At 45.7% G+C, this 23,838-nt stretch carries 24 protein-coding genes; 18 read left to right on the top strand and 6 right to left on the bottom strand.

Features of this window, described 5'->3' with window-relative positions; genetic code table 11:
* Nucleotides 1-68: 68 nt before the first annotated feature.
* Entirely contained in the window at nt 69-425 is a 357-nt protein-coding gene (locus J7E38_RS14575) for a DUF2512 family protein (protein ID WP_214705204.1), read from the bottom strand.
* A gap of 274 nt (nt 426-699) precedes the next feature.
* On the opposite strand from J7E38_RS14575, the gene J7E38_RS14580 reads away from it, so the two are divergent.
* Nucleotides 700-1,047 (top strand): YojF family protein, encoded by a 348-nt coding sequence (locus J7E38_RS14580; protein WP_214705205.1) that lies wholly within the window; start codon nt 700-702, stop codon nt 1,045-1,047.
* A gap of 28 nt (nt 1,048-1,075) precedes the next feature.
* Entirely contained in the window at nt 1,076-1,741 is a 666-nt protein-coding gene (gene bshB2 / locus J7E38_RS14585; protein WP_214705206.1) for a bacillithiol biosynthesis deacetylase BshB2, read from the top strand.
* Between the two features lie 23 nt (nt 1,742-1,764).
* Here bshB2 and J7E38_RS14590 read toward each other — a convergent pair whose 3' ends face one another.
* Nucleotides 1,765-2,100: a hypothetical protein gene (locus J7E38_RS14590; RefSeq protein ID WP_214705207.1), complete on the bottom strand. Its 336-nt coding sequence runs from the start codon at nt 2,098-2,100 to the stop codon at nt 1,765-1,767.
* 191 nt (nt 2,101-2,291) lie between these two features.
* On the opposite strand from J7E38_RS14590, the gene J7E38_RS14595 reads away from it, so the two are divergent.
* Genes J7E38_RS14595 through J7E38_RS14605 form a run of 3 tightly spaced genes read left to right on the top strand, consistent with a single transcriptional unit; the run spans nt 2,292 to nt 4,714 of the window.
* Nucleotides 2,292-3,014, top strand: coding sequence for an ABC transporter ATP-binding protein (locus tag J7E38_RS14595; RefSeq protein WP_214705208.1), 723 nt, complete (start codon nt 2,292-2,294; stop codon nt 3,012-3,014).
* Entirely contained in the window at nt 3,004-4,035 is a 1,032-nt protein-coding gene (locus tag J7E38_RS14600) for an ABC transporter permease (protein WP_214705209.1), read from the top strand. Before J7E38_RS14595 ends, J7E38_RS14600 begins: the two co-directional genes overlap by 11 nt.
* A gap of 22 nt (nt 4,036-4,057) precedes the next feature.
* A complete protein-coding gene (locus J7E38_RS14605) occupies nt 4,058-4,714 on the top strand; it encodes a TetR/AcrR family transcriptional regulator (RefSeq protein WP_214705210.1) in 657 nt (218 codons plus the stop codon).
* A gap of 261 nt (nt 4,715-4,975) precedes the next feature.
* Here J7E38_RS14605 and J7E38_RS14610 read toward each other — a convergent pair whose 3' ends face one another.
* A complete protein-coding gene (locus tag J7E38_RS14610) occupies nt 4,976-6,073 on the bottom strand; it encodes a PQQ-dependent sugar dehydrogenase (protein WP_214705211.1) in 1,098 nt (365 codons plus the stop codon).
* Nucleotides 6,074-6,093: 20 nt separating this feature from the next.
* The gene (locus J7E38_RS14615; RefSeq protein WP_214705212.1) at nt 6,094-6,954 is read right to left on the bottom strand and encodes a Cof-type HAD-IIB family hydrolase; all 861 of its coding nucleotides are present in this window, start codon (nt 6,952-6,954) and stop codon (nt 6,094-6,096) included.
* Nucleotides 6,955-7,362: 408 nt separating this feature from the next.
* On the opposite strand from J7E38_RS14615, the gene J7E38_RS14620 reads away from it, so the two are divergent.
* From J7E38_RS14620 to J7E38_RS14645, 6 genes are all read left to right on the top strand, one after another.
* Complete coding sequence (locus tag J7E38_RS14620) at nt 7,363-8,667, top strand: ABC transporter substrate-binding protein (protein WP_214705213.1); 1,305 nt, start codon at nt 7,363-7,365, stop codon at nt 8,665-8,667.
* Between the two features lie 205 nt (nt 8,668-8,872).
* Nucleotides 8,873-9,733 (top strand): carbohydrate ABC transporter permease, encoded by an 861-nt coding sequence (locus J7E38_RS14625; protein WP_214705214.1) that lies wholly within the window; start codon nt 8,873-8,875, stop codon nt 9,731-9,733.
* Nucleotides 9,733-10,554 (top strand): carbohydrate ABC transporter permease, encoded by an 822-nt coding sequence (locus J7E38_RS14630; protein ID WP_214705215.1) that lies wholly within the window; start codon nt 9,733-9,735, stop codon nt 10,552-10,554. The genes J7E38_RS14625 and J7E38_RS14630 overlap by 1 nt, the downstream gene beginning before the upstream one ends.
* 24 nt (nt 10,555-10,578) lie before the next feature.
* Entirely contained in the window at nt 10,579-11,604 is a 1,026-nt protein-coding gene (locus J7E38_RS14635) for a LacI family DNA-binding transcriptional regulator (RefSeq protein WP_214705216.1), read from the top strand.
* A 264-nt stretch (nt 11,605-11,868) separates the two neighbouring features.
* The gene (locus tag J7E38_RS14640; RefSeq protein ID WP_214705217.1) at nt 11,869-13,527 is read left to right on the top strand and encodes a glycoside hydrolase family 13 protein; all 1,659 of its coding nucleotides are present in this window, start codon (nt 11,869-11,871) and stop codon (nt 13,525-13,527) included.
* 394 nt (nt 13,528-13,921) lie between these two features.
* The gene (locus J7E38_RS14645) at nt 13,922-15,283 is read left to right on the top strand and encodes a YjiH family protein (RefSeq protein ID WP_214705218.1); all 1,362 of its coding nucleotides are present in this window, start codon (nt 13,922-13,924) and stop codon (nt 15,281-15,283) included.
* 464 nt (nt 15,284-15,747) lie between these two features.
* Here J7E38_RS14645 and J7E38_RS14650 read toward each other — a convergent pair whose 3' ends face one another.
* Both J7E38_RS14650 and J7E38_RS14655 read right to left on the bottom strand, forming a co-directional pair.
* The gene (locus tag J7E38_RS14650) at nt 15,748-16,245 is read right to left on the bottom strand and encodes a hypothetical protein (RefSeq protein ID WP_214705219.1); all 498 of its coding nucleotides are present in this window, start codon (nt 16,243-16,245) and stop codon (nt 15,748-15,750) included.
* 59 nt (nt 16,246-16,304) lie between these two features.
* Nucleotides 16,305-17,402, bottom strand: coding sequence for a PRK06851 family protein (locus tag J7E38_RS14655; RefSeq protein ID WP_214705220.1), 1,098 nt, complete (start codon nt 17,400-17,402; stop codon nt 16,305-16,307).
* A 274-nt stretch (nt 17,403-17,676) separates the two neighbouring features.
* Here J7E38_RS14655 and J7E38_RS24330 point away from each other — a divergent pair, with 274 nt between their 5' ends.
* The 7 genes from J7E38_RS24330 (at nt 17,677) to J7E38_RS14690 (ending at nt 23,833) form a co-directional block, all read left to right on the top strand.
* The gene (locus J7E38_RS24330) at nt 17,677-18,123 is read left to right on the top strand and encodes a c-type cytochrome (RefSeq protein ID WP_214705221.1); all 447 of its coding nucleotides are present in this window, start codon (nt 17,677-17,679) and stop codon (nt 18,121-18,123) included.
* Nucleotides 18,124-18,144: 21 nt separating this feature from the next.
* Nucleotides 18,145-20,019, top strand: a complete 1,875-nt coding sequence (nosZ, locus tag J7E38_RS14665; protein WP_214705222.1) for a Sec-dependent nitrous-oxide reductase — start codon at nt 18,145-18,147, stop codon at nt 20,017-20,019.
* 119 nt (nt 20,020-20,138) lie between these two features.
* Entirely contained in the window at nt 20,139-20,702 is a 564-nt protein-coding gene (locus J7E38_RS14670) for a hypothetical protein (RefSeq protein WP_214705223.1), read from the top strand.
* On the top strand, nt 20,699-22,012 hold the full coding sequence (nosD, locus tag J7E38_RS14675; RefSeq protein ID WP_214705224.1) for a nitrous oxide reductase family maturation protein NosD: 1,314 nt from the start codon (nt 20,699-20,701) through the stop codon (nt 22,010-22,012). Before J7E38_RS14670 ends, nosD begins: the two co-directional genes overlap by 4 nt.
* Nucleotides 22,009-22,806: an ABC transporter permease gene (locus tag J7E38_RS14680; RefSeq protein WP_214705225.1), complete on the top strand. Its 798-nt coding sequence runs from the start codon at nt 22,009-22,011 to the stop codon at nt 22,804-22,806. Before nosD ends, J7E38_RS14680 begins: the two co-directional genes overlap by 4 nt.
* Nucleotides 22,803-23,474, top strand: a complete 672-nt coding sequence (locus tag J7E38_RS14685; RefSeq protein WP_214705226.1) for an ABC transporter ATP-binding protein — start codon at nt 22,803-22,805, stop codon at nt 23,472-23,474. The genes J7E38_RS14680 and J7E38_RS14685 overlap by 4 nt, the downstream gene beginning before the upstream one ends.
* Nucleotides 23,471-23,833 carry a FixH family protein gene (locus J7E38_RS14690; protein WP_214705227.1) on the top strand — a complete coding sequence of 121 codons (363 nt, stop codon included), beginning with the start codon at nt 23,471-23,473 and terminating at the stop codon, nt 23,831-23,833. The genes J7E38_RS14685 and J7E38_RS14690 overlap by 4 nt, the downstream gene beginning before the upstream one ends.
* The last annotated feature ends 5 nt before the right edge of the window (nt 23,834-23,838 follow it).

Consider the following 23,838-nt stretch of genomic DNA (forward strand, 5'->3'; position numbering starts at 1 on the left):
ACAGAATAATGGGCTTGACTTAGCTACCTCCTAGTTTCTAACAGCTATTCTCCGAACTATTTTTCCATTTATATTTTCCGGTTGATATGGAGAACCCGATCTGCCATATAACTATGGAAAAACCATTCACCAGACGCGATTAAGGCAGCTGCAAAAAGTGATGCTCCAATCAAGCCATTAGTCTGTTCAAACAACATCAGCCCCAGTCCCCATATTACGAGAAACGACAATGCAAAATCTGCAAGTGAAGCTGTCAGATTGCTAGTTTTGGGGAGGATAAACAAATCTCCTGCCAAGTATGATATAGCTCCAAGGACAAGGGTGATTATCAAGATATCCCCTATCCCTGCATAACTGCCCAAAAACAGAAGCAGGATGGCAAATGTCATGATGGCTTTAATCAGCAATGCTTTTGCGTGCTCCATATGCTCCCTCCTTTTTCCTTCACTATTTCCATTTGGCTTCCTGATTAAACACTTACTGTAAAAACCTCCGAGCGTACATTTCGCTTTCAGAAAGATTTTTTAGTAATATAGATATAATCGATTTTAAAAAGATTGATTCAATCAAAAGCAGAAGGACAAAGCCGCAAAAACTTGTTGGCAGACCAACAGGCGAATCATTCATTTTTCACATAGAAGGCTGTCACTTCGGCTATTATAAATTGAAAACATCGAAATCCGGGAAGGAGGAATAAGGATGGATCCGGTGATTTTGTCAGATGTCCAGGAAGCGTTGGACGGTTTTAAAGACAAAGAAGTCTATATTCATTTGGAAACAACAAATGGGGCATACGCTTCACATAACGATGAATCGTTCTTTTCATCAGGCGCATATATCCGAAACGCAAAGGTCACTTATGAACGCGCGAAGATTACTGGTGAAGGTCCATATCGGGCTGGTTTAAAGATCCCCTTCGGCTGGGTTTACGCAGAAGGAATCACTCATTTTGAGATTGATGATAAAGGCAGGCTGCTGCTTGCAGGCCATGATTTTACTGGAAAGTTAGCCGTTGCCCTTGAAATAAGCGAAACGCCGTTCGAATAAATAGTGTACAGAAAGGAGAGATCGTACGATGGAAAAAGAAAGGCAGGTACTTGTCGTGTTCCCTCATCCTGATGATGAGGCATTTGGTGTTTCAGGAACAATTGCATCCCATGTCAATATGGGGACGCCTGTCACATATGCCTGTTTGACACTTGGACAGATGGGACGAAATATGGGAAATCCGCCATTCGCAAACAGGGAAACCCTTCCTGCAATCCGTGAGCAAGAGTTAGATAACGCCGCACGGGCTATGGGAATCAACGATTTACGGAAACTTGGATTCCGTGACAAGACGGTTGAATTCGAGGATGAAAATATGCTCACAAACCTGATGTCCTCACTGATTGCTGAATTGAACCCTTCACTCGTCATCACATTCTACCCTGGCTACTCCGTCCACCCCGACCACGAGGCAACAGGTGCAGCAGTGGTGCGCGCAGTCGAAAAAATGCCTGAAGCAGACCGTCCAAAACTGCATTGCGTAGCATTCTCGCGTAACTGTGTTGAAGAACTAGGCGAACCAGATATCGTCCATAATATCAGTGCCGTTGCCGACATCAAGCTGGATGCCATTCGCGCCCACCGCTCGCAAACTGAGCTGATGCTTGCGAATATGGCTGAAAAGCTGAAAGAGAAAGACCCGCAAACGATGGCATGGCTGAATAATGAACGCTTTTGGACCTATAAATTTTAATCCACCTGTTACAGGTGGATTTTTCATTTTCTTTCATAAACTCCTTCAATCATCAAGCCTTTCACGAATACTACTTCCTCGGCAGGCTCTCCTTTGATTTTCCATACTGATTCCTTGAAGCCAAGGAACTTGCTGTTGTTTGTCTTGCCGATCAGCCTGTCAATTTCAAAATTACGTTCCCCATTATGATAAAACTTCTGATACGTTTCATAGCCGGTATGGAATTCTTGATCCTTAAAGACCAGGACCCCGTTTGTTTTGCTGGTATACACATCAAGGTTCGCATCATAGAAGTAAAGTCCGGAGATTAACAGGACCGGAGCAAGGATCAGAACCCATCTCTTCTTTTTCAGGAACAAGGAATCACTTCCCCCATTTTTAAAATTTTCAGTTTCTTCTATTTCATATAATAGCATATCATCAAAAGCTTTTAACGTAATTGTCGGATTGTAAACGAATTTGTGAGTGATTACTCACTATACAAATTCTTGCGAATGCGTTATGATTTTAGTGAGTGATTACTCACTTTTAAAAAGGAAGGTGAAATCAAATGATTGTTTCGGTAAAAAATGTAAGTAAACGCTACGGTACTCATGAAGTATTAAAAAATCTCAATCTTGAGATTGAGAGCGGGGAAATCTTTGGCCTGCTGGGCCCCTCGGGTGCCGGGAAAACCACTCTTGTCAGGCAGCTTGTCGGACTGGAAACACCAACCGAGGGCGAAAACTATCTTTTCGGCGAAAAAATGCCGTCATTGGCATTGATTGAGAGAATCGGCTACATGGCGCAATCTGACGCACTTTATACTGAATTGTCCGCCAGGGAAAACCTTGAATTTTTCGCTTCCCTATTTGGTCTGAAAGGCGCGCAGCGAAAAAAGCGAATCCTCGAAGTGATGGAGCTGGTAGACCTCTCCCAACACCTTAACAAACTGGTAACCAATTATTCTGGCGGCATGAAGCGACGCCTGTCCCTAGCTGCTGCATTGCTTCACGAGCCTGAGCTGCTGATTCTCGATGAGCCGACAGTCGGCATCGATCCTGTACTCCGTCAGAGCATTTGGTCGGGATTTTATGATTTGAAAAACAGCGGCAAAACGCTGATTGTCACAACACATGTCATGGATGAAGCAGAGAAGTGCGACAGGCTGGGACTGATTCGTGACGGAAGGCTGATTGCTGTCGGCACTCCTGCCGAGTTGAAGGAAAAGACCGGTTCAGCCAGCGTCGAAGAAGCATTTTTAGCATACGGAGGTGTCCAACATGCGAATTAGAGCTCTGGCAATCAGGATCATCCGGCAATTTATGAGGGATAAAAGGACGCTTGCAATGATGCTCGTTGCTCCTCTTTTGATCTTGACGATGCTCCACCTTGTCTTTAATGGGGAAAACTATATTCCAAAGGTCGGTTTGGTCAATGCCCCGGAAACAATCATCAACAAACTGGATTTAAAAGATGTCAAAATGACAGAATATGACTCTGAAAAAACCGCAAAGAAAGCCGCCCTCGACCATTCTCTTGACGGGTATGTTGTATTTGAAGGTCCAATGGTGGATAAAGTCGTGCTTGAAGGAAGCGACCCATCCGTTAACGGCGCTTTTATGAAGTGGTTTAAACAGGCGGCGAAACAGATTTTTCCATCACAAGGGAGTCCTGAATTGAACGCCGAATACCTTCACGGATCGGAGGATATGGGGCAATTTGATTATTTTGGGCCTGTATTGCTTGGATTCTTCGCCTTCTTCTTTGTATTTATCATTTCCGGGATTTCATTTTTGCGGGAGAGAACGAGCGGCACGCTTGAAAAATTACTGTCGAGTCCTTTGAGAAAGTGGGAAATCGTTGTCGGCTATATTCTTGGATTCGGGCTGTTCACCTTGCTGCAGGCTACCTTGATCGCCTGGTATGCGATTTATATCCTTGGAATGCTAATGGAAGGTTCGTTTATCTATGTGCTGCTGATTACGCTGATGCTTTCTATGACGGCCTTGACACTCGGGACACTGCTGTCAGCGTTTGCGAATAATGAGTTCCAAATGATCCAGTTCATCCCGATCATCATCGTGCCGCAATTTTTCTTCTCCGGGCTGATCAATCTGGAGACGATCTCCGATTGGCTCAGCTGGCTCGGACCGATCACGCCGCTCTATTATGCTGCTGAAGCTTTGCGTGATATTATGGTGAGAGGATATGGCTGGGATGCCATCTACGGCAATTTATTGATGCTTGCCGGGTTTTCCGCTTTATTCATGTTCCTGAATATTTTAGCACTGCGGAAACACCGTGCAGTATAGACCGTGGTGAAAGGAGTTACCGATGATCGATCATGAATTTAAGATTGACGAGTTGATGGATGGAGAAGAGCTGACGGATAAGCAGAAGAAAATCATTATTTCCGCGATTGAATCCTTCTCCGAAAAAGGATTTTCCGCTACATCAACCAGCGAAATAGCCAAAAAGGCAGGCGTAGCGGAAGGAACGATCTTCAGGCATTATAAAACGAAAAAGGATTTGCTGCTCGCGATTGTCGCTCCAGTGATGGCAAAGTTCGTGGCGCCTTTTATCATAAAAGATTTAAAGAAAGTCCTGGACCAGGACTATGAGCATGTTGAAGATTTCCTTAAGGCGATGCTAGAAAACCGCCGGGACTTCCTGATCAAGAACCTTCCCACTGTGAAAATTCTGGTGCAGGAAATTCCGTTCCATCCTGAATTGAAGGAGCTTTTCAAGGAGCATATCGGATTGAGGATCTATGAACGATTCATTAAGCTCGTAGAGTATTATCAGGCAAAAGGCCAAATCATTGAAATTCCTGCATACAGCGTATTTAGAATGGTGTTTTCCTCCATCTTCGGTTATTTGATCGCACGCTATATGATCCTTCCTGAAGCAGAGTGGGATGATGAAGCAGAAACAGAACGGACGATCCAGTTCATCATGCATGGATTGGCAGGACCGAATAGTAAGAATTAAACCGGGCGTGGTGCCCGGTTTTTTTGAATTGGAAAAAATCAAAGAAAATTTCCAGTTCGCCAATAAATTTTGATTTTCGCCAATAAACCAGTGAAAATCGCCAATAAAAAACTTTTTTCGCCAATAAAAGGGTGAATTTCGCCAATAAAACTCGAACTTCGCCAATAAATTGGTTAGCTCCTTTATAATAGGAAGTTAAAACTCTCCATCCTCCCCAAAAAAGAAAAGAAGCACCATTTTAAGTGCTTCTTGTGAACAATTTTAACGCAATTCATCAAGTTTTACGCGATATAGCTTATCATCGCCCTCACTCGGGGTGCCGCGGCCATCTGTATTGTTGCTGACGAAATACAGATACTCCCCATCCGCCAATACATCCCTGATCCGGCCGACTCCGGTGACGACTTCTTTCGTCGTTTTTGCAGCTGGATCGACTTCACGGAGTGCATTGCCTCTTAATGTTGCGACGTATAGCTTGCCATTATGCGCCGCCATGCCAGATGGTGCCCATGTACCGCTGCCAGACTGGAAAATGGGGGTTTCCATGCCCTGCTTTGTAGCGTCGCCGGTAATTTCTGGCCAGCCGTAGTTTTTCCCTGCTTCAATCCGATTGATTTCATCGTGGGCGGATGGTCCGTGCTCGCTGGCATACATGGTACCATCCTTTGACCAGGCGATGCCCTGCGGATTGCGGTGGCCGTAGCTGTATACAAAGGAATCTTCGAACGGATTATCTGCAGGAACAGACCCATCAAGGTTCATCCGCAGGATTTTTCCGCGGAGCGAAGTTAAATCCTGGGCAATTTCCGGGTTTGTTGCAGCATCCCCTGCTGTGGCATATAATTTTCCATCCGGCCCGATTTTCAGCCTTCCTCCATGATGGAAGCGGCCACTAGGGATATGATCGAGCAGCAACTTCCCTTCCGTCCATTCATCGTTTTTCAAAGTTAATTCGACAATGCGATTGTACTGGCCGGTGCCATTCTCGTATGTGTAGTATGCAAATGCCTTATTGGATTGCTCGAAATTCGGCGCAAGGACGAAGCCAAGCAAGCCTGCTTCAGCAGCCTGGGACAACTCTTTTTTCAAAGAAACCTTTTGCCTTGTCGTGCCGCCGCTATCGATTTTCACAATCGAACCGGGACGCTCACTTAAGTAAAATGTTTCATCGACTTTGTTGATTGACCACGGCACTTGGAGATTTTCCGCGACAACCTCAAGCTCGCCAACTCTGGCCGCCGCTTCCTCGTCCGCTTGATTTTCACTGATTTCACCGGCAGGTTGTGTTTCTTCGTCACTGCCAGTACATCCTGATAAAACCATCAGCATCGCCAGCAAAACATACAAGATTCTTTTCATGACACCAATCCTTTCTTAAATCAGTCTGCCAGCACCTGCATAATCGCCTTTCCTACACCGCTCTCTTCATTCGTCATTGTGACTTCGCCGCATAAGACTTTGATTTCTTGTGCTGCATTGCCCATTGCAACTGGCTTCCCGACTTTTTCAAGCATCGACACATCATTGAAATTATCTCCGAGGGCCATCGTTTCTTCGAGGCTGATTCCCCTTGATTGAACGAATTTTTCCAGGGCGATGCCTTTTTGGGCATCAAGGCTTGTGATTTCGATATTCTCCCGCCCGGATGAACTGACTGCTAATCCGGCAATTTCCTTCAAACCAGACCTGGCAGCATCAAGCTTGGCATCATCGAGCGAAAAAGCCAGAAATTTGTATATTTCGTATTGGTCATCCTCGAATAACTGGTCATATTGATCAATCTTTGTAATCAGTCCTTTATGCATCCTTTCCTCAGCCGCCGCAGCAATCTGTTCGATTGGCACTTCTGGATTGGCTGTTGAAAAAATATCGACGATGATCGAGACCGCTTTATCTTCGTCCTCCGTGAATGTGCCTTTGTTTGTATACACCTCGAAATAGACACCGTTTTCCACTAGACGCAGTGCAGCCTGGCGGGCCTTAGCCTTGTCCAGCGGATTGGAGGCAACAACCTCGCCTGCTACCGAACGAACCTCGGCACCATTCACACAGATCATCGGCAGCTTAAGTCCGGCTTCCTCCACCACGAATCTTGCCTCCTGGTAAGATCGCCCGGTCGCGACCACTACCTCGACCCCCTGCTCCTTCGCTTTTAAAATTGCTTCGCGGTTTTCAGGTGTAATCTCCTGGGTCGCCGTCAATAATGTTCCATCCATATCAGTTGCTATGCACTTAATCATGTCTTCACCTTCTGCTCTTATTTTTCAGTATTATCATCCATGATAGACCTTCAAACCCGCCACAAGCAAATAATACGTGTATATACATCATGCTATTGTTTTAACCGCTGTAATCAAACTTTTTTGCCAGCTTAAATTCTCTGAAACTTTCATATTGTCATCGTGAAAATCATATGCTATTATGTAGCCACAAGCTGCAATCGTTTGCATATGAGGATAGCATTATTCAATTTTTGGCGAAAAGTCCAGTAACAGCAATGTTCACAGGCCTTTTAACCCTTATATGTAAGCGTTTTAAAGGTGTTGTATATTATCAATATCTTCTAGAATCTATGCAAAAATATGCAAACGCTTTCAGAACGCATGTATTGCATGCAAAAAAACAAAATATTTGGGGGTATCTCAGCAATGAAAGCAAAAAAGCTATTTCCAGCAGTTCTTTCTCTTGGGCTTCTAGTTGGCGGCGGTCTGGCAGGATGTTCATCAGACGATGATGCGAAAAAATCAGGAGATGGCGGCGGCGACCAGGTTACCGTTGACATTTTCCAATTCAAGGTAGAATTCAAGGATCAATTCGAAGACCTTGCAAAAGCTTATGAAGATGCACACAAGGACGTAGACATCAACATTACAACTGTTGGCGGCGGCGAAGATTACGGTGCAGCACTTAAGTCCAAGTTCGCTTCAGGCAATGAGCCTACAATCTACAACGTTGGCGGACCGCAGGACGTTGCAGACTGGCAAGATAAGCTTGCTGACCTTTCTGATACAAAAGCGGCAAAAGCTGCTCTAAGCGGAACTCTTGAAGGCGTAACGAAAGATGACAAAGTACTTGGACTTCCATACAACCAGGAAGGCTATGGCTTCATCTATAATAAAGGCATTTTCGAAAAAGCAGGAATCGACCCTAAGAGCATCACAAGCTACAGTGCTCTAGAAGAAGCGGTTAAGACACTTGACAGCAAGAAGAAGGACCTTGGCCTTACATCTGTTTTCGCTCTTCCTGCAAAAGAAACTTGGGTAACAGGACTTCACCTTTCAAACGTGTTCCTTGCACCTGAATTCGACCAGAATGTAATCAACGCTTTCGAATCCAAGGAAGTTACTTTTAAACACGGTGATGCATTCAAGAAGATTCTTGACCTGCAAAACAAATATTCTGACCAGCCTACTGTAAGCCTTGACTATGCTAAGCAGGTTGAAGAACTATTCTCAACTGGCAAAGCAGCAATCATCCAGCAGGGTAACTGGGTATCTGGTTCTATCGCTGGAATCGACGAAGAGCTTGCTAACAGCGGCGTAGGCATCCTTCCTATCCCTGTTGAAGGCTATAAAGAAGACTCAATCCCTGTAGGCGTGCCAATGTACTGGGCTGTAAACAGCAACAAGGACGACAAAGAAGTAGCAGCAGCTAAGGAATTCTTAGACTGGTTGTACACTTCTGAAGAAGGTAAGACTGCCGTCATCGAAGACTTCAAATTCATTCCTGCATATGAAGGTTATGACGCTAGCAAGATCTCTGACCCTCTTGCAAAAGAAATCTATGAATACTCTTCAGCTGGCAAGACTTTGGCTTGGACATTCATGGGTTACCCAACTGGATGGGGACAAGAAAAGCTTGGCGTTAACATCCAGAAGTACGTAAGCGGTGAAATGAGCTGGGATGAACTAGTTAAAGAGTCTTCCAAAGCTTGGGCAGACGCTCGTAAATAATAGCTTTTCATCAGAGAAGGAAACAGAACGGCCGCGGCTGTTTTGTTTCCTATCTTTTTTCTGAGAAGCTTTCGCTCCGCCGCTGATTTTTGCGGAATTATGAAAAAGCCCTGCTGCCGGTTTTTTCATAATTCTTCTGCAGCGTTACAGGAGCATCATTTATTAAATTAGATTATTACATCATTAAGAATAGGAGGATTTACAGATGCGCAACCGGAATCTTTGGTACTGGCTTTTTCTTGCTCCAGCTTTGCTTGCTCTGGCTGTGGTGGTTCTTCTGCCGCTGGCTTACGGCGTTTATTATTCATTTACAGACTGGAATGGGATTAAGACCCCATCTTTTGTAGGTCTAGAACACTATAAAGCACTTTGGGCTGAAGAAGAATTCAGGGAGGCCCTGTGGTTCACTACAAAATTCACTGTCGTTTCAGTGTTCCTGATCAACTTTTTTGGCCTCTCCCTGGCATTGCTGGTCACACAGAAATTCAGGACAAACAATATCCTGAGAACGATTTTCTTCATGCCGAACCTGATCGGCGGATTGATCCTTGGATTCATCTGGCAGTTCATTTTCACAAAGGTCTTCGCCAGCATTGGTGAGCTCATCGGCGTGGAAGGCCTCCAGGGCTGGCTGTCGACTGAAACGACTGGCTTCTGGGCAATGGCAATTTTGATGAGCTGGCAAATGGCCGGTTACATCATGGTCATCTATATCTCATTCCTTGAAGGCGTGCCGCAGGAATTGCTAGAAGCAGCTGAAATTGACGGTGCGAACAGCTTCCAGCGCTTTTACCATGTCACGTTCCCGCTGGTCATGCCGGCATTCACGGTCAGCTTGTTCCTGACACTGTCCAACTCTTTCAAGCTATATGACCAGAACCTGTCGCTTACTGGCGGAGGTCCATACAACTCCACCCAGATGGTCGCAATGGAGATTTTCAAGACGGCGTTCGTCGAAAACGCCATGGCTTTCGCACAGGCAAAGGCTGTCATCTTCTTCCTGATCGTCGCGGCCATTTCGTTGACACAGGTGTATATCAATAAGAAACGGGAGGTCGAGATGTAATGAAAAAGAAGAAGCAAAGCCGCATCATTCTTGAAGTTCTCGGCATCATCCTTGCGCTGGTCTGGCTTTCCCCGTTTTATTTGATGATCGTTAACTCTTTTAAAACGAAAAGAGAAATGTTCGAAGATACTTTAAAGCTCCCGGATGTTTTTACATTCGAGAACTATACGGTTGCATTTGAGCGCCTTGATTTTATTAAGACATTCTTTAACTCTGTTCTGATTACTGTGCTCGCCGTTGCGGTGATCATCATTTTCTCCTCGATGGCTGCATATGCCCTGTCAAGACGGGGCGGAAAAACGAGCGGAATCATCTTCATGCTGTTCGTTGCGGCGATGCTGATTCCATTCCAATCGGTCATGATCCCGCTTGTATCCATTTTCGGAAAGCTCGAGATGCTGAACAGAGCCGGCCTGGTTTTCATGTACCTTGGTTTTGGCGCGAGCCTGTCGATTTTCCTTTATCATGGAACATTGAGCGGGATTTCAAAATCGCTTGATGAAGCGGCGACGATTGACGGAGCGAACCGGTTCCAGATTTTCTGGTACATCATTTTCCCGATGTTAAAGCCTGTTTCCGTTACTGTGGCAATTTTGAACATCATCTGGATCTGGAATGACTACCTGCTTCCTTCTCTTGTCATCAACCAGCAGGGAATGGAAACAATACCGCTAAAGATGTTCTTCTTCTTTGGGGAATATACGAAGCAATGGCATCTGGCGCTCGCAGGATTGACGATCGCGATCATCCCGGTCATCATCATCTACTTCTTCCTGCAAAAACAAATCATCAAGGGAGTTTCAGAAGGCTCAGTAAAATAATCGATACTATAGGAGAGACGATCAATGGCAGTCACAATCAAAGATGTAGCCAGAGCAGCCGGTGTGTCACCTTCCACCGTTTCCCGCGTGATTGGGGATCATCCTCACATCAATGACGAAACAAAGAAACGTGTGCGAAAGGTGATGGATGAACTGGGGTATCATCCTAATTACCAGGCACGCAGTCTCGTGGGAAAAAGTACAGAAACGATCGGGATCGTCATGCCAAATTCGGCTACCCAGGCATTGCAGAATCCCTTTTTCCCTGAAGTCATCAGGGGAATCAGCATGAAAGCCCATGAACACCAATTCGGGGTCTATTTAACAACCGGCATTACAGATGAGGAAATCTATCAGCAGGTCGTTTCGATGGTACAGGGGCGCAGGGTTGACGGAATCATCCTTCTGTACTCGAAGACAGACGACAAGATCATGAAATATCTGCTGGATCAAAAATTTCCTTTTACCGTCATCGGCCGTCCGAGCAAGAATGCCGAGCGAATTACCTATGTTGATAATGATAATATCTATATCACCAGGCAAGTGACAGACTATCTCATCGGCCTTGGCCATAAAAGGATCGCGTTTATCGGTGTCAATACCGAATATGTTTTCACGATCGACCGGCTAGAAGGCTTCAAACAGGCTCTTGAGGAAGCGAACATTCCTTTTGAAAAGGAATATATCATCCATGAACATTGCTTGAAATCCGAGGGGAAAGAAGGCATCCAGTCATTCCTTTCTTCTCATGAGCCCCCTACTGCCCTTGTAGTAGCGGACGATTTTACAGCGATTGAATTGATGAGTTACTCGGAAGAATTGAATATCTCGGTTCCGGATGATATCTCGATTGTCAGCTTCAATGACGTACCGCTGGCAGAGCATATGAAACCGCAGCTGACCTCAGTCAATATCGAGATTTTCCAGCTGGGATTCGAAGCGGCTCACTGTCTAATCGATCTCATCAAGAATCCGCACGCCTTGCCTAAGAGAGTCACAATCCCGGCAAAAATGATTGAGCGAAAATCTTGCAGTGCAATTAATAAGTAGGCTACTGGCAGTGCAAAATGATTAATATGAATGCTGTTTTCGTAAAGATTGTTGTTAAAATCCTAAAGCCGATTTCAACGTGATAATAGCCATTTTGTATGTCGGTACTAAGTTTGAAGCTCTTTTCTCAGCATAAGCTTTAATTGTGTAAATAATCTTAGATAATTCAATCCTATTATGTAGGCAATAGCAACGAAGTTTGAGAAAAGAGCCCTATGAAATTACAGGTTACATCAGGATTAAACAAAGAAATGAGGGTTCACATTGAAACATACATGGTGGAAAGAGGCTGTTGCCTATCAGGTATATCCAAGGAGCTTCATGGATTCCAACGGCGACGGCATCGGCGATTTGCAAGGAATGATTTCAAAGCTTGATTATTTAAAAGATTTAGGGATTGATGTCATCTGGATTTGCCCGATGTACAAGTCCCCTAATGACGATAATGGGTATGATATCAGCGATTACCAGGATATCATGGACGAATTCGGGACAATGGAGGACTTTGACAAACTGCTTGCTGAGACGCACAAGCGCGGCATGAAGCTGATCATTGACCTTGTCATCAACCATACGAGCGATGAGCATCAATGGTTCATCGAATCCCGTGAATCCAAAGACAGCCCCAAGCGCGACTGGTATATATGGCGTGACGGCAAGGATGGCGCCGAGCCGAACAACTGGGAGAGCATTTTTGGCGGATCTGCCTGGGAATATGATGAGACAACAGATCAGTACTTCCTGCACATCTTCTCTCGCAAACAGCCGGACTTGAACTGGGAAAACAAAGAGGTCCGCACAGCATTGTACGATATGATCAACTGGTGGCTTGATAAGGGAATCGATGGTTTCCGTGTGGACGCGATCAGCCATATCAAAAAGGAAGAAGGCCTGAAGGATATGCCAAACCCTGAAGGGCTTCAATATGTGTCTTCCTTTGACAAGCATATGAATGTCGATGGAATCCAGACCTTCCTTGAGGAGCTGAAACAGGAGACCTTCTCTAAATACGATATCATGACAGTTGGCGAAGCAAATGGCGTAAGCATCGAGGAAGCGGATCTCTGGGTCGGCGAGGAACAGGGCAAGTTCAATATGGTCTTCCAATTTGAACACCTTGATCTGTGGGACTCTGAGAAGAAAGCATTGGATCTGGCAAAATTGAAGGATACATTTACCCGCTGGCAAAAAGGCCTTGAAGGCCACGGCTGGAATGCGTTATTCATTGAAAACCATGATAAGGCGCGAATCGTTTCGACCTGGGGAGATGACAAGGAGTACTGGCGCGAAAGTGCGACAGCGCTTGCGGCAATGTACTTCCTGATGCAGGGTACACCATTCATCTATCAGGGACAGGAAATTGGCATGACGAATGTCCAGTTCCCTTCCATAGATGATTATGATGATGTTGCCATCAAAAACCTGTATAATATTCGCCGCGAAAACGGAGTCTCTCATGAAGAAATCATGGATTTCATCTGGGCAACTAGCCGTGACAACTCAAGGACACCTATGCAATGGTCCGATGCTGAAAATGCCGGGTTCACATCAGGAAATCCATGGCTGGGCATGAACTCGAATTACACCACGATCAATGTTGAATCACAACTCAAGGACCCAGATTCCATCCTTCATTTTTACAAAAAAATGATTCAGATGAAGAAGGCCCATGAAGTGTTCACTTACGGCACATACGATTTGGTGCTGGAAGAACATGACCAGATCTATGCATATACGCGGACATTGGATGACAAGCAGGCGATTGTGATTTCAAATCTATCCGGTGAACCGGCAAGCTTCGAATTCGACGGATTCCCGCTTGAAACAAGCAAGCTTTTGCTCAACAATTATCAAGTGGAAGAGCATGGACCTGCGGCAAAGTTCACGCTCAAGCCTTTTGAAACAAGGGTTTATATTAAATAATGATAAAGGGAGTGCCCGAATGAAGGTACTCCCTTTCTTTATTCCATTAAAAACGTTTGATAAATAACCTCTTCCCCATCCTGCACTTCCACATGCTCTTCTATATCAATCCCTGGGCTGCTGATAAACTTTTCTTCAAAACTTGATTACATTCATTCGCTTTTCTTCTATGAAAATAAGGTAATAGTTCTATTAGAAATTCCTCGTTGATGGAAGGATTCCTTCTGTAAAATATTGAATTTGACAAAATAGGTGCGTATTTGCAGTTTAGCTTGATAACTTTAGGAGAATATAACACAGGAAGGAATTGGACTGAGAAAAGGGTTGGCAAATCAGGGGTTATGAATTAAAATAATTTTTGGTTTATAAATATGTATTAAGGGTGAATTGAATTTTGGAAAAACCATTGCGTAAACAGAGATCAATAGGGGATTTATTAGCATTCATCATCCCCTCTTTAATAGGAATATTCTTTTTCATGGTACCGATCTCCTATCAAGGGAAAATCACAATCCCAATCGCGGTATTGTCAGGTTGGGTCCAGGAATTGCTTGGCGGCACGCTGCCGGCGATCATGACTGTCATCATAGTATTGACATTAATCGGTACAGTTTTAATAAAAACTATCAGGCCGGAAATCCTGAATCGCAATCATTTTCTAAAAGCATTATTCGATGTTCCGGCGATCTGGCTTGCTGCACGTATCTTAGGCGCGATTTTTGCGATTATGACCTTATTCAAATTAGGGCCCGAAGCCGTTTGGTCGCCAAATACAGGCGGACTGCTGCTCAATGACCTTTTGCCAATCCTGTTCGCTGTCTTCCTGTTTGCTGGCTTGTTCCTTCCATTGCTCCTGAACTTTGGTTTGCTCGAGTTATTTGGAACATTGCTGACAAAAGTGATGCGTCCGATTTTTAAATTGCCTGGCCGCTCTTCGATTGACTGTCTGACATCCTGGCTTGGCGACGGCACGATCGGTGTCCTGCTGACAAGCAAGCAATATGAAGAAGGCTATTACACCAAAAGAGAAGCGGCAATCATCGGAACGACATTCTCTGTTGTCTCCATCACATTCAGCCTTGTTGTCATTTCCCAGGTTGACCTGGCCCACATGTTCGTCCCATTCTATCTTACGGTGACAGGTGCCGGAGTCGTTGCTGCGATCCTGCTTCCGCGAATTCCGCCCCTATCCAGAAAGCAGGATACGTATTTCGTCGAGCAGAACAATGACTACTCAGAAGAAAACATCCCAGAAGGCTACACACCATTCTCCTGGGGGATGGCCCAGGCTGTCGAAAAAGCAGGCAGCAATAAAAGTCTCAAGGATTTCTTTCTTGCCGGTGTCCGCAATATCCTTGATATGTGGATGGGTGTTGCACCAATCGTCATGGCGCTTGGAACCCTGGCATTGATCGTTGCGGAGTACACTCCAGTATTCCAATGGCTGGGAATACCCTTCATTCCGTTGCTTGAGTTGATGCAGGTTCCAGAAGCGAAGGCTGCATCCGAAACACTGGTAGTCGGCTTTGCAGACATGTTCCTTCCTTCCGTTATCGGAGCCGATATCGCCAGCCCGATGACAAGGTTCATTGTTGCGGCTGTTTCCGTAACCCAGCTGATTTACATGTCAGAAGTCGGCGGATTATTGCTTGGATCAAAAATCCCTGTTTCATTCGGGGAACTGTTCATCATCTTCCTGCAGCGTACCATTGTGACATTGCCAATCATCGTACTGGTTGCGCATATGCTGTTTTAAGCAATTTTGGCAACCAACGATCCATATAAAATATGTAAATCCATGAAAACCGGTTGGCGTTATGCCAGCCGGTTTTTTCATCGTAGGGCAATTCCGTGAAAAATACGCTGGATTCTGCAAGAGAAGAATCGATTTCCGCGAGAGTTGATTGGGGTTGCGCGAAATGAGGCTGGGATAAGACGAAAAATGACTGGACTCCGCGGAACTAGTTTCGGATTCTGCGAAACAGAACCGGAATCCGCGAAATTAGTAACGGATCTTGCTTAAACAATACTCCATTTCGCTTAAACAGTACTGGATTCCGCGAAAAACGGCACTGAATTCCGCGAAAAGAGAATCAGATTCCGCGAAAAACCATATTAATTCCGCGAACTCCGCAGGTAATTCCGCGAACTGGAAAAAAACCGCGATTTTTTCCAGTCAAAAAAGAGAAGCAACACGCTCCTCTTTTCGATTCTTCTTATTTAACACTGGAATGACCGAATCTGTCTGAGATCCATACCGTAGTATACCCATCCGCGGCGGCGGCTCCATCTCCAGCCGGCAACTGAACTGCGGCCGAGGAAGACTGGATAGAACCAGAAGCTTCTGCCATCAATCAGCCAAATGTACGTAAACCGGAACATGCACCTCCGGATTCCGCCTGGGTCGACTGCAAAGGCTGTCGCCTGTTCTTGCGGGACGTAGGCTGGCGGTGGCGACGATGGCGGCCCTCCTGCCTGGCCTCCGCCTGGCGAACCGCCGGGGCCGCCCGGGAATCCGCCAGGTCCTCCTGGACTGCCTGGAAACCCGCCAGGTCCACCCGGAAACCCGCCTGGGCTGCCTGGAAATCCGCCGGGACCTCCTGGGAAACCGCCAAACGTTCTTGGGTCCTCCTGTTGATAATATTCATTTCCATAGCAATCATAATCATCTTCAAATTGCTGGTTCGGTCCGTATGGGTAGAAGTTGTTGTTATGCAAACTCATATCCCCTCTCTTGGTGTATTCCATGTAATCTATGCAAAACGCCCAGTTTGGTGCTAATTGGCACTAAGGTTTTCAAATTCTTTTTTGATTTTGCCGGTGATTTCATTCACTATTTCAAAGTCCATCGCTCCGATATAGATGCTCTCCAGTTGGTCGCGCAGTTCTTTAGCATGTGCCAGTGAGGCGATTGCTTCATTCATTTTTTCTTTGTACCGTCCGCCGACATCCTTGATTTCTTCAGCATACTTCTCATCGGTCCCGGGAGTGATCAGTTCTTCGTACATATCGATGATCTCATCGGTTTCTCTTTCGGGAAAATATTCATGCGGTGCAGTGCTGTCAAAAATCGCAAAATCCAGCTCGCGGACAATCACCATATCAAGACTGTGGGGATCAAATCCGCAATGGTAAACCTCAACGTCATACCCGCGTGATTGCGCTTCCGCTGCCAATTTCTTCAGCATCGTTGACTTTCCAGAGCCAGGACGTCCTTTGATGAAATATCTTTTTCCTACTGTTTCCGTCAGGTTCGGGACAAAATCAACCGCCCCCACCGGTGTTGCGGCACCAAGAAACCGGTCATACACCCGCCCATTTCCCGTTGCTGACCTGCTGTCGCCGAAGAAACTCTCGATCAATCTGTTTGTCAGACCGTTTGCTTTTTCAAAATCCATATTTTTGATATAAATTTTTTCCCATTCATCATGAATTCTCAGCGCTTCAGCAAAAAGGCTGTATGCTGTATTGAATGCTCCGCTGATTTTTTCAGTCAGCTCCAGGATTGTCTTCTTATGCTCCTTCAGCTTCCCGGAATTCCATGCTTCCCCAAGATTGATATACTCCTCCACCGCTCCCGGAGCCTTAGGCTCGATGACATGCGGCGCTGTGCCGTCGACAATTCCCACGTTCAGTTCAGGAATCAGTACACCATCAATCGAATTATTATCTGAGGAGCAATGCAGAAATTGAATATCGTATCCTTTTTCCTGCCATTCATTCCCGATCTTTTTCATGAGCGATGATTTTCCTGTCCCAGGACCGCCCTTCAATATGAACAAACGTGACAAGCCCTGCAAGCTTGAGTCATATAAGCTGTAAAATCCGCGGGCTGTGTTGCCGCCGGCGAAAAAGTTGAGGATTCTTCCTGCCATATAATCGCACTCCCTCCAGCCGTTGACCATAACGGCAAGTTTTTGCTTCCCCCTTACTATATGCAGGGCGTTTGTGCTGGGTGAATGCCCAATTGCAAATGTAATTTTGTCTATTTTTAAACTTTATTTCCCGGGCAAGTGATGTTATTCACAACCCCTCACAGCGCTTTCACAAATCATTCACAATAAACACAAATATGTGTGCCGTACATCACACTGCCGATTTTTTGAAAAAGTTAGGATGTAATTGTAAATCAATCTAGGGGGGAAGAAAGTGAATAAACCTGTCATCCATTTCATCTTAAGTGCTGTTCTCGGACTCGGAATTGGTTATATAGCCTACGACGTCATCCCACAAGGCAATGGGCAGGAAAAAGAAGTCACGGCTGTCGATCAGTCTCCAAAGGCTGAGGAACCCGCCAAGGAAGAAAAAAAATCGACTGAGACTTCTACAGCTTCTGCTGGCGAAGAAAGCATCCTGCAATCAAAAGGCTGCCTTGGCTGCCACTCTGTCGAAGCATTGAACCTAAAAGGCGGAGCAACCGGACCGGACCTGTCCCAGGCATTCAAAAATGTCGAAGGAAAGCACGGCAAACCTGTCAATGAATTTTTGAAAGAGCCTACCTCCGCAGTCATGTCAGGCGTCATCGGCGGCAACCCGCTGACAGATGAAGAAATAAATCAAGTCGTAGAAATTTTGAAGGAAGCTTCAGAAAAATAAACCAAAGGTGGTGCAGTATTAATGAAAAAATGGGTTCCCGCAGCTTCAGGGCTGCTTGCCGGTTTCATGGCGGCAACAGTATTTTTCGCTGATTTTTCACCAGGACCTAAAGGAACGGCAAGTAGTGACAACAACGCAAACAAGTCTAACGCTGAAAAAGTATATGTACCATATGGCGAGCTGGATGAGTATTACATGCTTTCATCAGGCGGACATTCTGGCCAGCTATTTGTATACGGACTGCCTTCCATGAGGAAGATCCGCACGGTGCCTGTCTTCTCGCCAGACCCGGCAACAGGTTATGGATTTGACAAAGACTCGAAAGAAATGCTTGGCAAGTATACTTGGGGGGATTTCCACCACCCGGCGATTTCCGAGACAAACGCTGAATATGACGGTAAATTCTTGTTTGCGAATGATGTCGCCAACAACCGGATCGCCGCAGTCGACTTAAGCATTTTCCACACCGCAGATATCATGGAAATGCCGAATATGGGCGGACCTCACGCCGGCACATTCGTCACCCAGAATACAGAATACATCGTGATGCCTACCCGCTTCTCGGTACCGATTGGTAAAGAGTATGCTCCTCTTGATGAATTCGAGGAGAAATATAAAGGCGTTGTGTCAATGGTCACTTTTGACCAGAAGAAGAAGGACCTTGACCTTGCTTACCAGATCATGCTTCCCCCTTGGTCCTATGACTTGTCTGACGCTGGCAAAAAGATGTCTGGCGACTGGATTGTCATGACGACTTACAACACTGAATTCGCAACAACCAATAACGAAATCAACGCATCACAGAATGACCGTGACTACATTGTATTATTGAACTGGAAAGAGCTTGAGAAGAAAGTAGCAGCAGGAGAGTATGAGGAAGTCAACGGCGCGAAGATGATTGACCCGCGCAAGCACAAAGGTTCCATTTACGCCGTACCTGTCGCAAAATCACCCCACGGCGTGGACGTCACCCCAGACGGAACACGCTTCATCGCATCCGGAAAACTGGCTCCTTTGATGACAGTGTTCTCTTTTGAAAAAGCATTCGAAGCCATCAAGTCTGGCGATTTTGAAACAGAGAAATTCGGAATTCCTGTCCTACCTTACGACAAAGTAGTTGAACGCGAAGTTGATCCTCCGGGAGCATTGGGACCACTTCACACGCAATTTGACGACAGAGGCAATGCATACAATACGATGTTCATTTCTTCCGAGATCGTGAAGTGGAAAATCGATACTGGTGAAATTATTGACCGTACACCTGTCCACTATTCACCAGGACACTCAACCGCTACGGAGGGTGACACAGCCTCTCCGGATGGCAAGTGGATCGTATCCTTGAATAAAATCGCGAAGGACAATTTCCTGTCTGTTGGACCTTCACACCCTGAATCAATGGAATTGATCGATATCTCTGGCGACAAGATGTCTCTGACTTACACAGCTCCGGTCGATCCTGAACCGCACTATGCGCAGACGATCCACCGCGATAAGATCAAGACGCTGAAGATTTATGAAAAGGATGTAAACCGCGAAAATTCTGTTTGGAAACAGGAAGATACACGAATCGAACGCAAGGGCAACGAAGTCCATGTATACGGAATCGCAATGCGTTCCAAGTTTGTCTTCGATGCAAAGGCGAAGCGTCCTGATGAAATCAAGGTTAACCAGGGTGACAAGGTCATCATCCACCTGACGAACATCGACCTTGACCAGGATATCACCCACGGCTTCGGCATCATGGACCATGACCTGAACTATGAAGTCCAGCCAGGCCAGACGAGCACCATTGAATTTACCGCTGACAAAGCCGGTACATTCCCAATTTACTGCACAAACTTCTGTTCAGCTCTTCACCAGGAAATGAGCGGCTACCTGCTGGTTGAACCGAAGTAACAGCTGGAACTGAAGGCGGAAAAGGGTATTGAGTATTTGCCGATACCCTTTCTCCCTTTTACAAAGAATTGTAAATCAAGAAATGACCAAATGCGCATTTCTTTTAGGAGATGATTCAGATGGCAAAGAAAATATCTGCTGGTTCTATGGCTAGTCTTATCGGGGCTGCAGCATTCCTATTTGCCTCTATCAAATTCCCCTGGTGGGGGATGAAATTTTTTGCACCACAGTATCCTGAAGGTCTTGATATTGTCGTTTATCCAAGCAAGCTTGACGGCGACATCGATATCGTCAACGGCCTGAACCATTATATTGGCATGTCTCCCTTCAGCAATGAAAGCTTTCCAGAGCTTCAATACCTGCCCGGCCTGATCATTGGGATGGCAATCCTTTTCATTATCATTGCTTTATTCAGAAGGAAAAGCCTGCTTTATTTTCCAATTGGACTGCTCGCTGTTGGCGGCGCCGTCGGCATCTATGACATGCACCGCTGGCTGACGAAGTTCGGCACTGAGCTTGACCCGAAGGCACCAATTGAGCTCGACCCGTTCGTACCGCCGATCATTGGAGAAAACATCCTTGCGAATTTTGTAACACACAGTTATTTCACGACAGGTTCATTCCTGCTCGGGGCAGCCTTCCTCCTTACCCTTCTGCCGTTCTGGCTGGAGCGCCGGAGATGAACAGGCTATTGATTCTTTTTGTTGGGATAGGCGTCTGGATTTTATCCACCCTGCCTGTCTCGGCAGATGCCTCCCTGCAGCAGCTGATTGATGAAACTCCAATAAACGGCGAATTGATTTTAGAGAACAAGCAATACGATGGCAATATCGAAATCACGAAACCAATCATGATCATAGGAAAAAAGGGCACAACTATCCGCGGTGACGCGAAAGGAAATGTCGTCCTGATCAAAGCTTCGAATGTTACGTTGAAAAACTTAACGATTGAACACGGCAGCCTGAACAGGAGCTCCGATGAGGAATATTCGGGGATCCGCACGATGGGAGAGCACAACCAGTTTATTAATCTAGTTATCCACGATGTTTACCATGGACTCTATATTAATAGTTCAAAGCATACACTCGTAAAAAATATCAAAGTCACCGGACAGGGCACAGGAAAGCTTGGCAGCCAGGGAAACGGCATCCAGCTTGTACGCACCTCCAATAATATTATTGAAGACTCTACGATCTCCAATACACGCGACGGCATTTATGTCGAATACGCCGATAAAAACGAAATCCGCAATAATTTTGTAAGCGAAACAAGGTACGGCCTGCACTATATGTACTCTAATGATAATGTTTTTTACAGAAATCGTTTCAATAAAAATACCGGTGGAGCAGCCATTATGCACTCCCAGAACATCCTGCTGAAGGAGAATCAGTTTTCCTTCAACCAGGGATCGCGTTCATTCGGGCTCATCATCCAGACGAGCACAAGCAATACCGTCCTGGACAATGAATTTTACCTGAACCAGCGCGGAATCTACCTGGAGCAATCCACACAGAACAGGATTGAGGGAAACAAGTTTTTCCACAATGACATCGGCGTCGAACTATGGACGACTTCGACATCGCAGGTATTCACGAAAAATCATTTCAAGCAAAATGTCGCCAATGTCCTGACGATTGGCGCAGAATCAATTAACCAATGGAATCAAAACGGGGCGGGCAACTACTGGGGCACAGAGCTATCTGTCCTCGACCTGGACCAGAACCAGATCGGCGACTCCCCTGTTGAATATAAATCATCGCTTTACAAGCTGGTAGAAGAAAATGAGCTGGCCTACTTATTTTTAAAAAGTCCGGCCATCACAATCTATGAAAAAATCAATGAAGTCTTAAGCACCCAGAAAGTCATGGTCGTGGACGAATTCCCGCTGATTGAAGCGAAGAAGGAATCTGAATCATGGAAGCTATTGGTCATTGCTGCAATTGCAATTCTCGGGTGGATATTTACCAAGAAGAGAAGGAGGCGTTCATCATGAATTACATTTGGAAGGAATGGCTTGAACAGTCACGCGGGAAAGGCCTCTGGCTCGGCCTGGCCATGGTCATGCTCTCTTCCATCTTCCTGTTGATGGAAGCACGCTCCTATCCAGCTGAACTCGGATTTGACGCTTTTCTTCTCTCGCTCTATGACATGAATATATACCTGGTGCCAATCTTCGCGCTGTTCATTTCGTCATTTTCAATCTTCCAGGAAAAAGAGCTGAAAACGTCGATGATCCTGTTGACGAAAAAGGAATCGAACTTCAGCCTGATGCTGAAAAAAAGCATCGCGATCCAAACCGTCGTCGTCGGCGTGTTTGTTGGCTGGTACTTCGTGCTTGCCATCGTGATGAAAATGTTCCTGCAATTCGAGATTGCCAGCTTTCTCTATTTTATCTGGACAGTTGTCGTGTTACTGCTGATTTTCAACCAACTGGGCCTGTTCCTAGGGAACATCACAAACACGAAGATGCAGCTGATCGGAGCGACGATTTTCACCTGGTTCCTGTTCGTGTTCCTGATTGACCTGGCCTTCATCCAGTATGTCCCGTCCGTTTCCTATGAAAATGTCAAACTGTTCTCGTGGCTCTACTTCCTGGACCCGCTGCACACATTGCGCTTTTACCTGGAAACATCACTCGGCCTGTTCTCGCTGAACAATATGTCACGCCTGATGGAAAAAATGATCTGGATGGCACCATCGAAGTTTCTGTTGATCGACCTGGCCTTCTGGATGATCACCTTCTTCGGCCTTTCCATCCTGTTCCGCAGCAAGGGGGAAAAATCATGATTGAAATCAAGAATCTCTCACAATCCTATAAAAACAAACAAGTCTTGAAAGATATCAACCTGACAGTCGAGAAAAATGAATACTGTGCCCTGGTTGGGCGAAACGGTGCCGGAAAATCCACTTTGATCCGATCGATTCTCGGTTTACAGCCGGTAAAAAAAGGCTCGATCACGCTTGGGGGATTTCCAAATTCAAAAGGAGATTGGAAGAAGATCGTTTCTTATCTACCGGAAAAATTTCACCTCTACCCTCACCTGACTGGTGAAGAAAATATGCGGTTTTTCGCATCGCTTGGAACCGGTGAGGTCGATGAAAAGAAAATCGAAGAGAAGCTCAAACTTGTGTCCTTGTGGGAGGATCGCCATAACCAGATAAAGGGCTATTCCAAAGGGATGCTCCAGCGCCTCGGACTGTGCGTCATGCTCTATTACGATACAGAGGTGCTGATCCTCGATGAACCGACGAGCGGACTCGATCCACTTGGGCGTGAGGAAATCCTGCAAATTTTGAAATCCTTGTCTGGAAAAACGATTTTCATGGCCTCACACCATATGGATGAAATAAAGCAAATCTGTACACATGTCGCTTTTTTGGAAAATGGCGAAATGACCAAATACACAGTTGATGAATTCCTGAATGAACATTTAAAAGGAGCGGATTACAAATGAAAAAATTGATCGCAGGCTTCCTGTTGCTGATGTTGGTTCTTGCCGGTTGCGGATCAGGGTCTGATTTTGAGGTCAGTTTAAAGGAAGCACCGAAATATAAAGGTGGTGAAAGTTTTCCCGTCGTGATTGAGATCCTACAGAATGGTGAGCCCGCTTCCGGCCTCGAATTCACTGCCTATCTTGAGATGGCCAAAATGGACCATGGCACACTCGAACTGAATTTCGAGGATAAGGGAAATGGGATCTATGAATCCAGTGTCGAACTGCCGATGGCCGGAGAATGGATCGCCAATATCGAAGGCGAAGCAGATGGCTCAGCTTTTGAACATGTGATTACATTCGAAGTGGAAAAGGAATGACGACG

The organism is Bacillus sp. ISL-35 (assembly GCF_018613355.1).
Lineage (GTDB): Bacteria > Bacillota > Bacilli > Bacillales > Cytobacillaceae > Mesobacillus.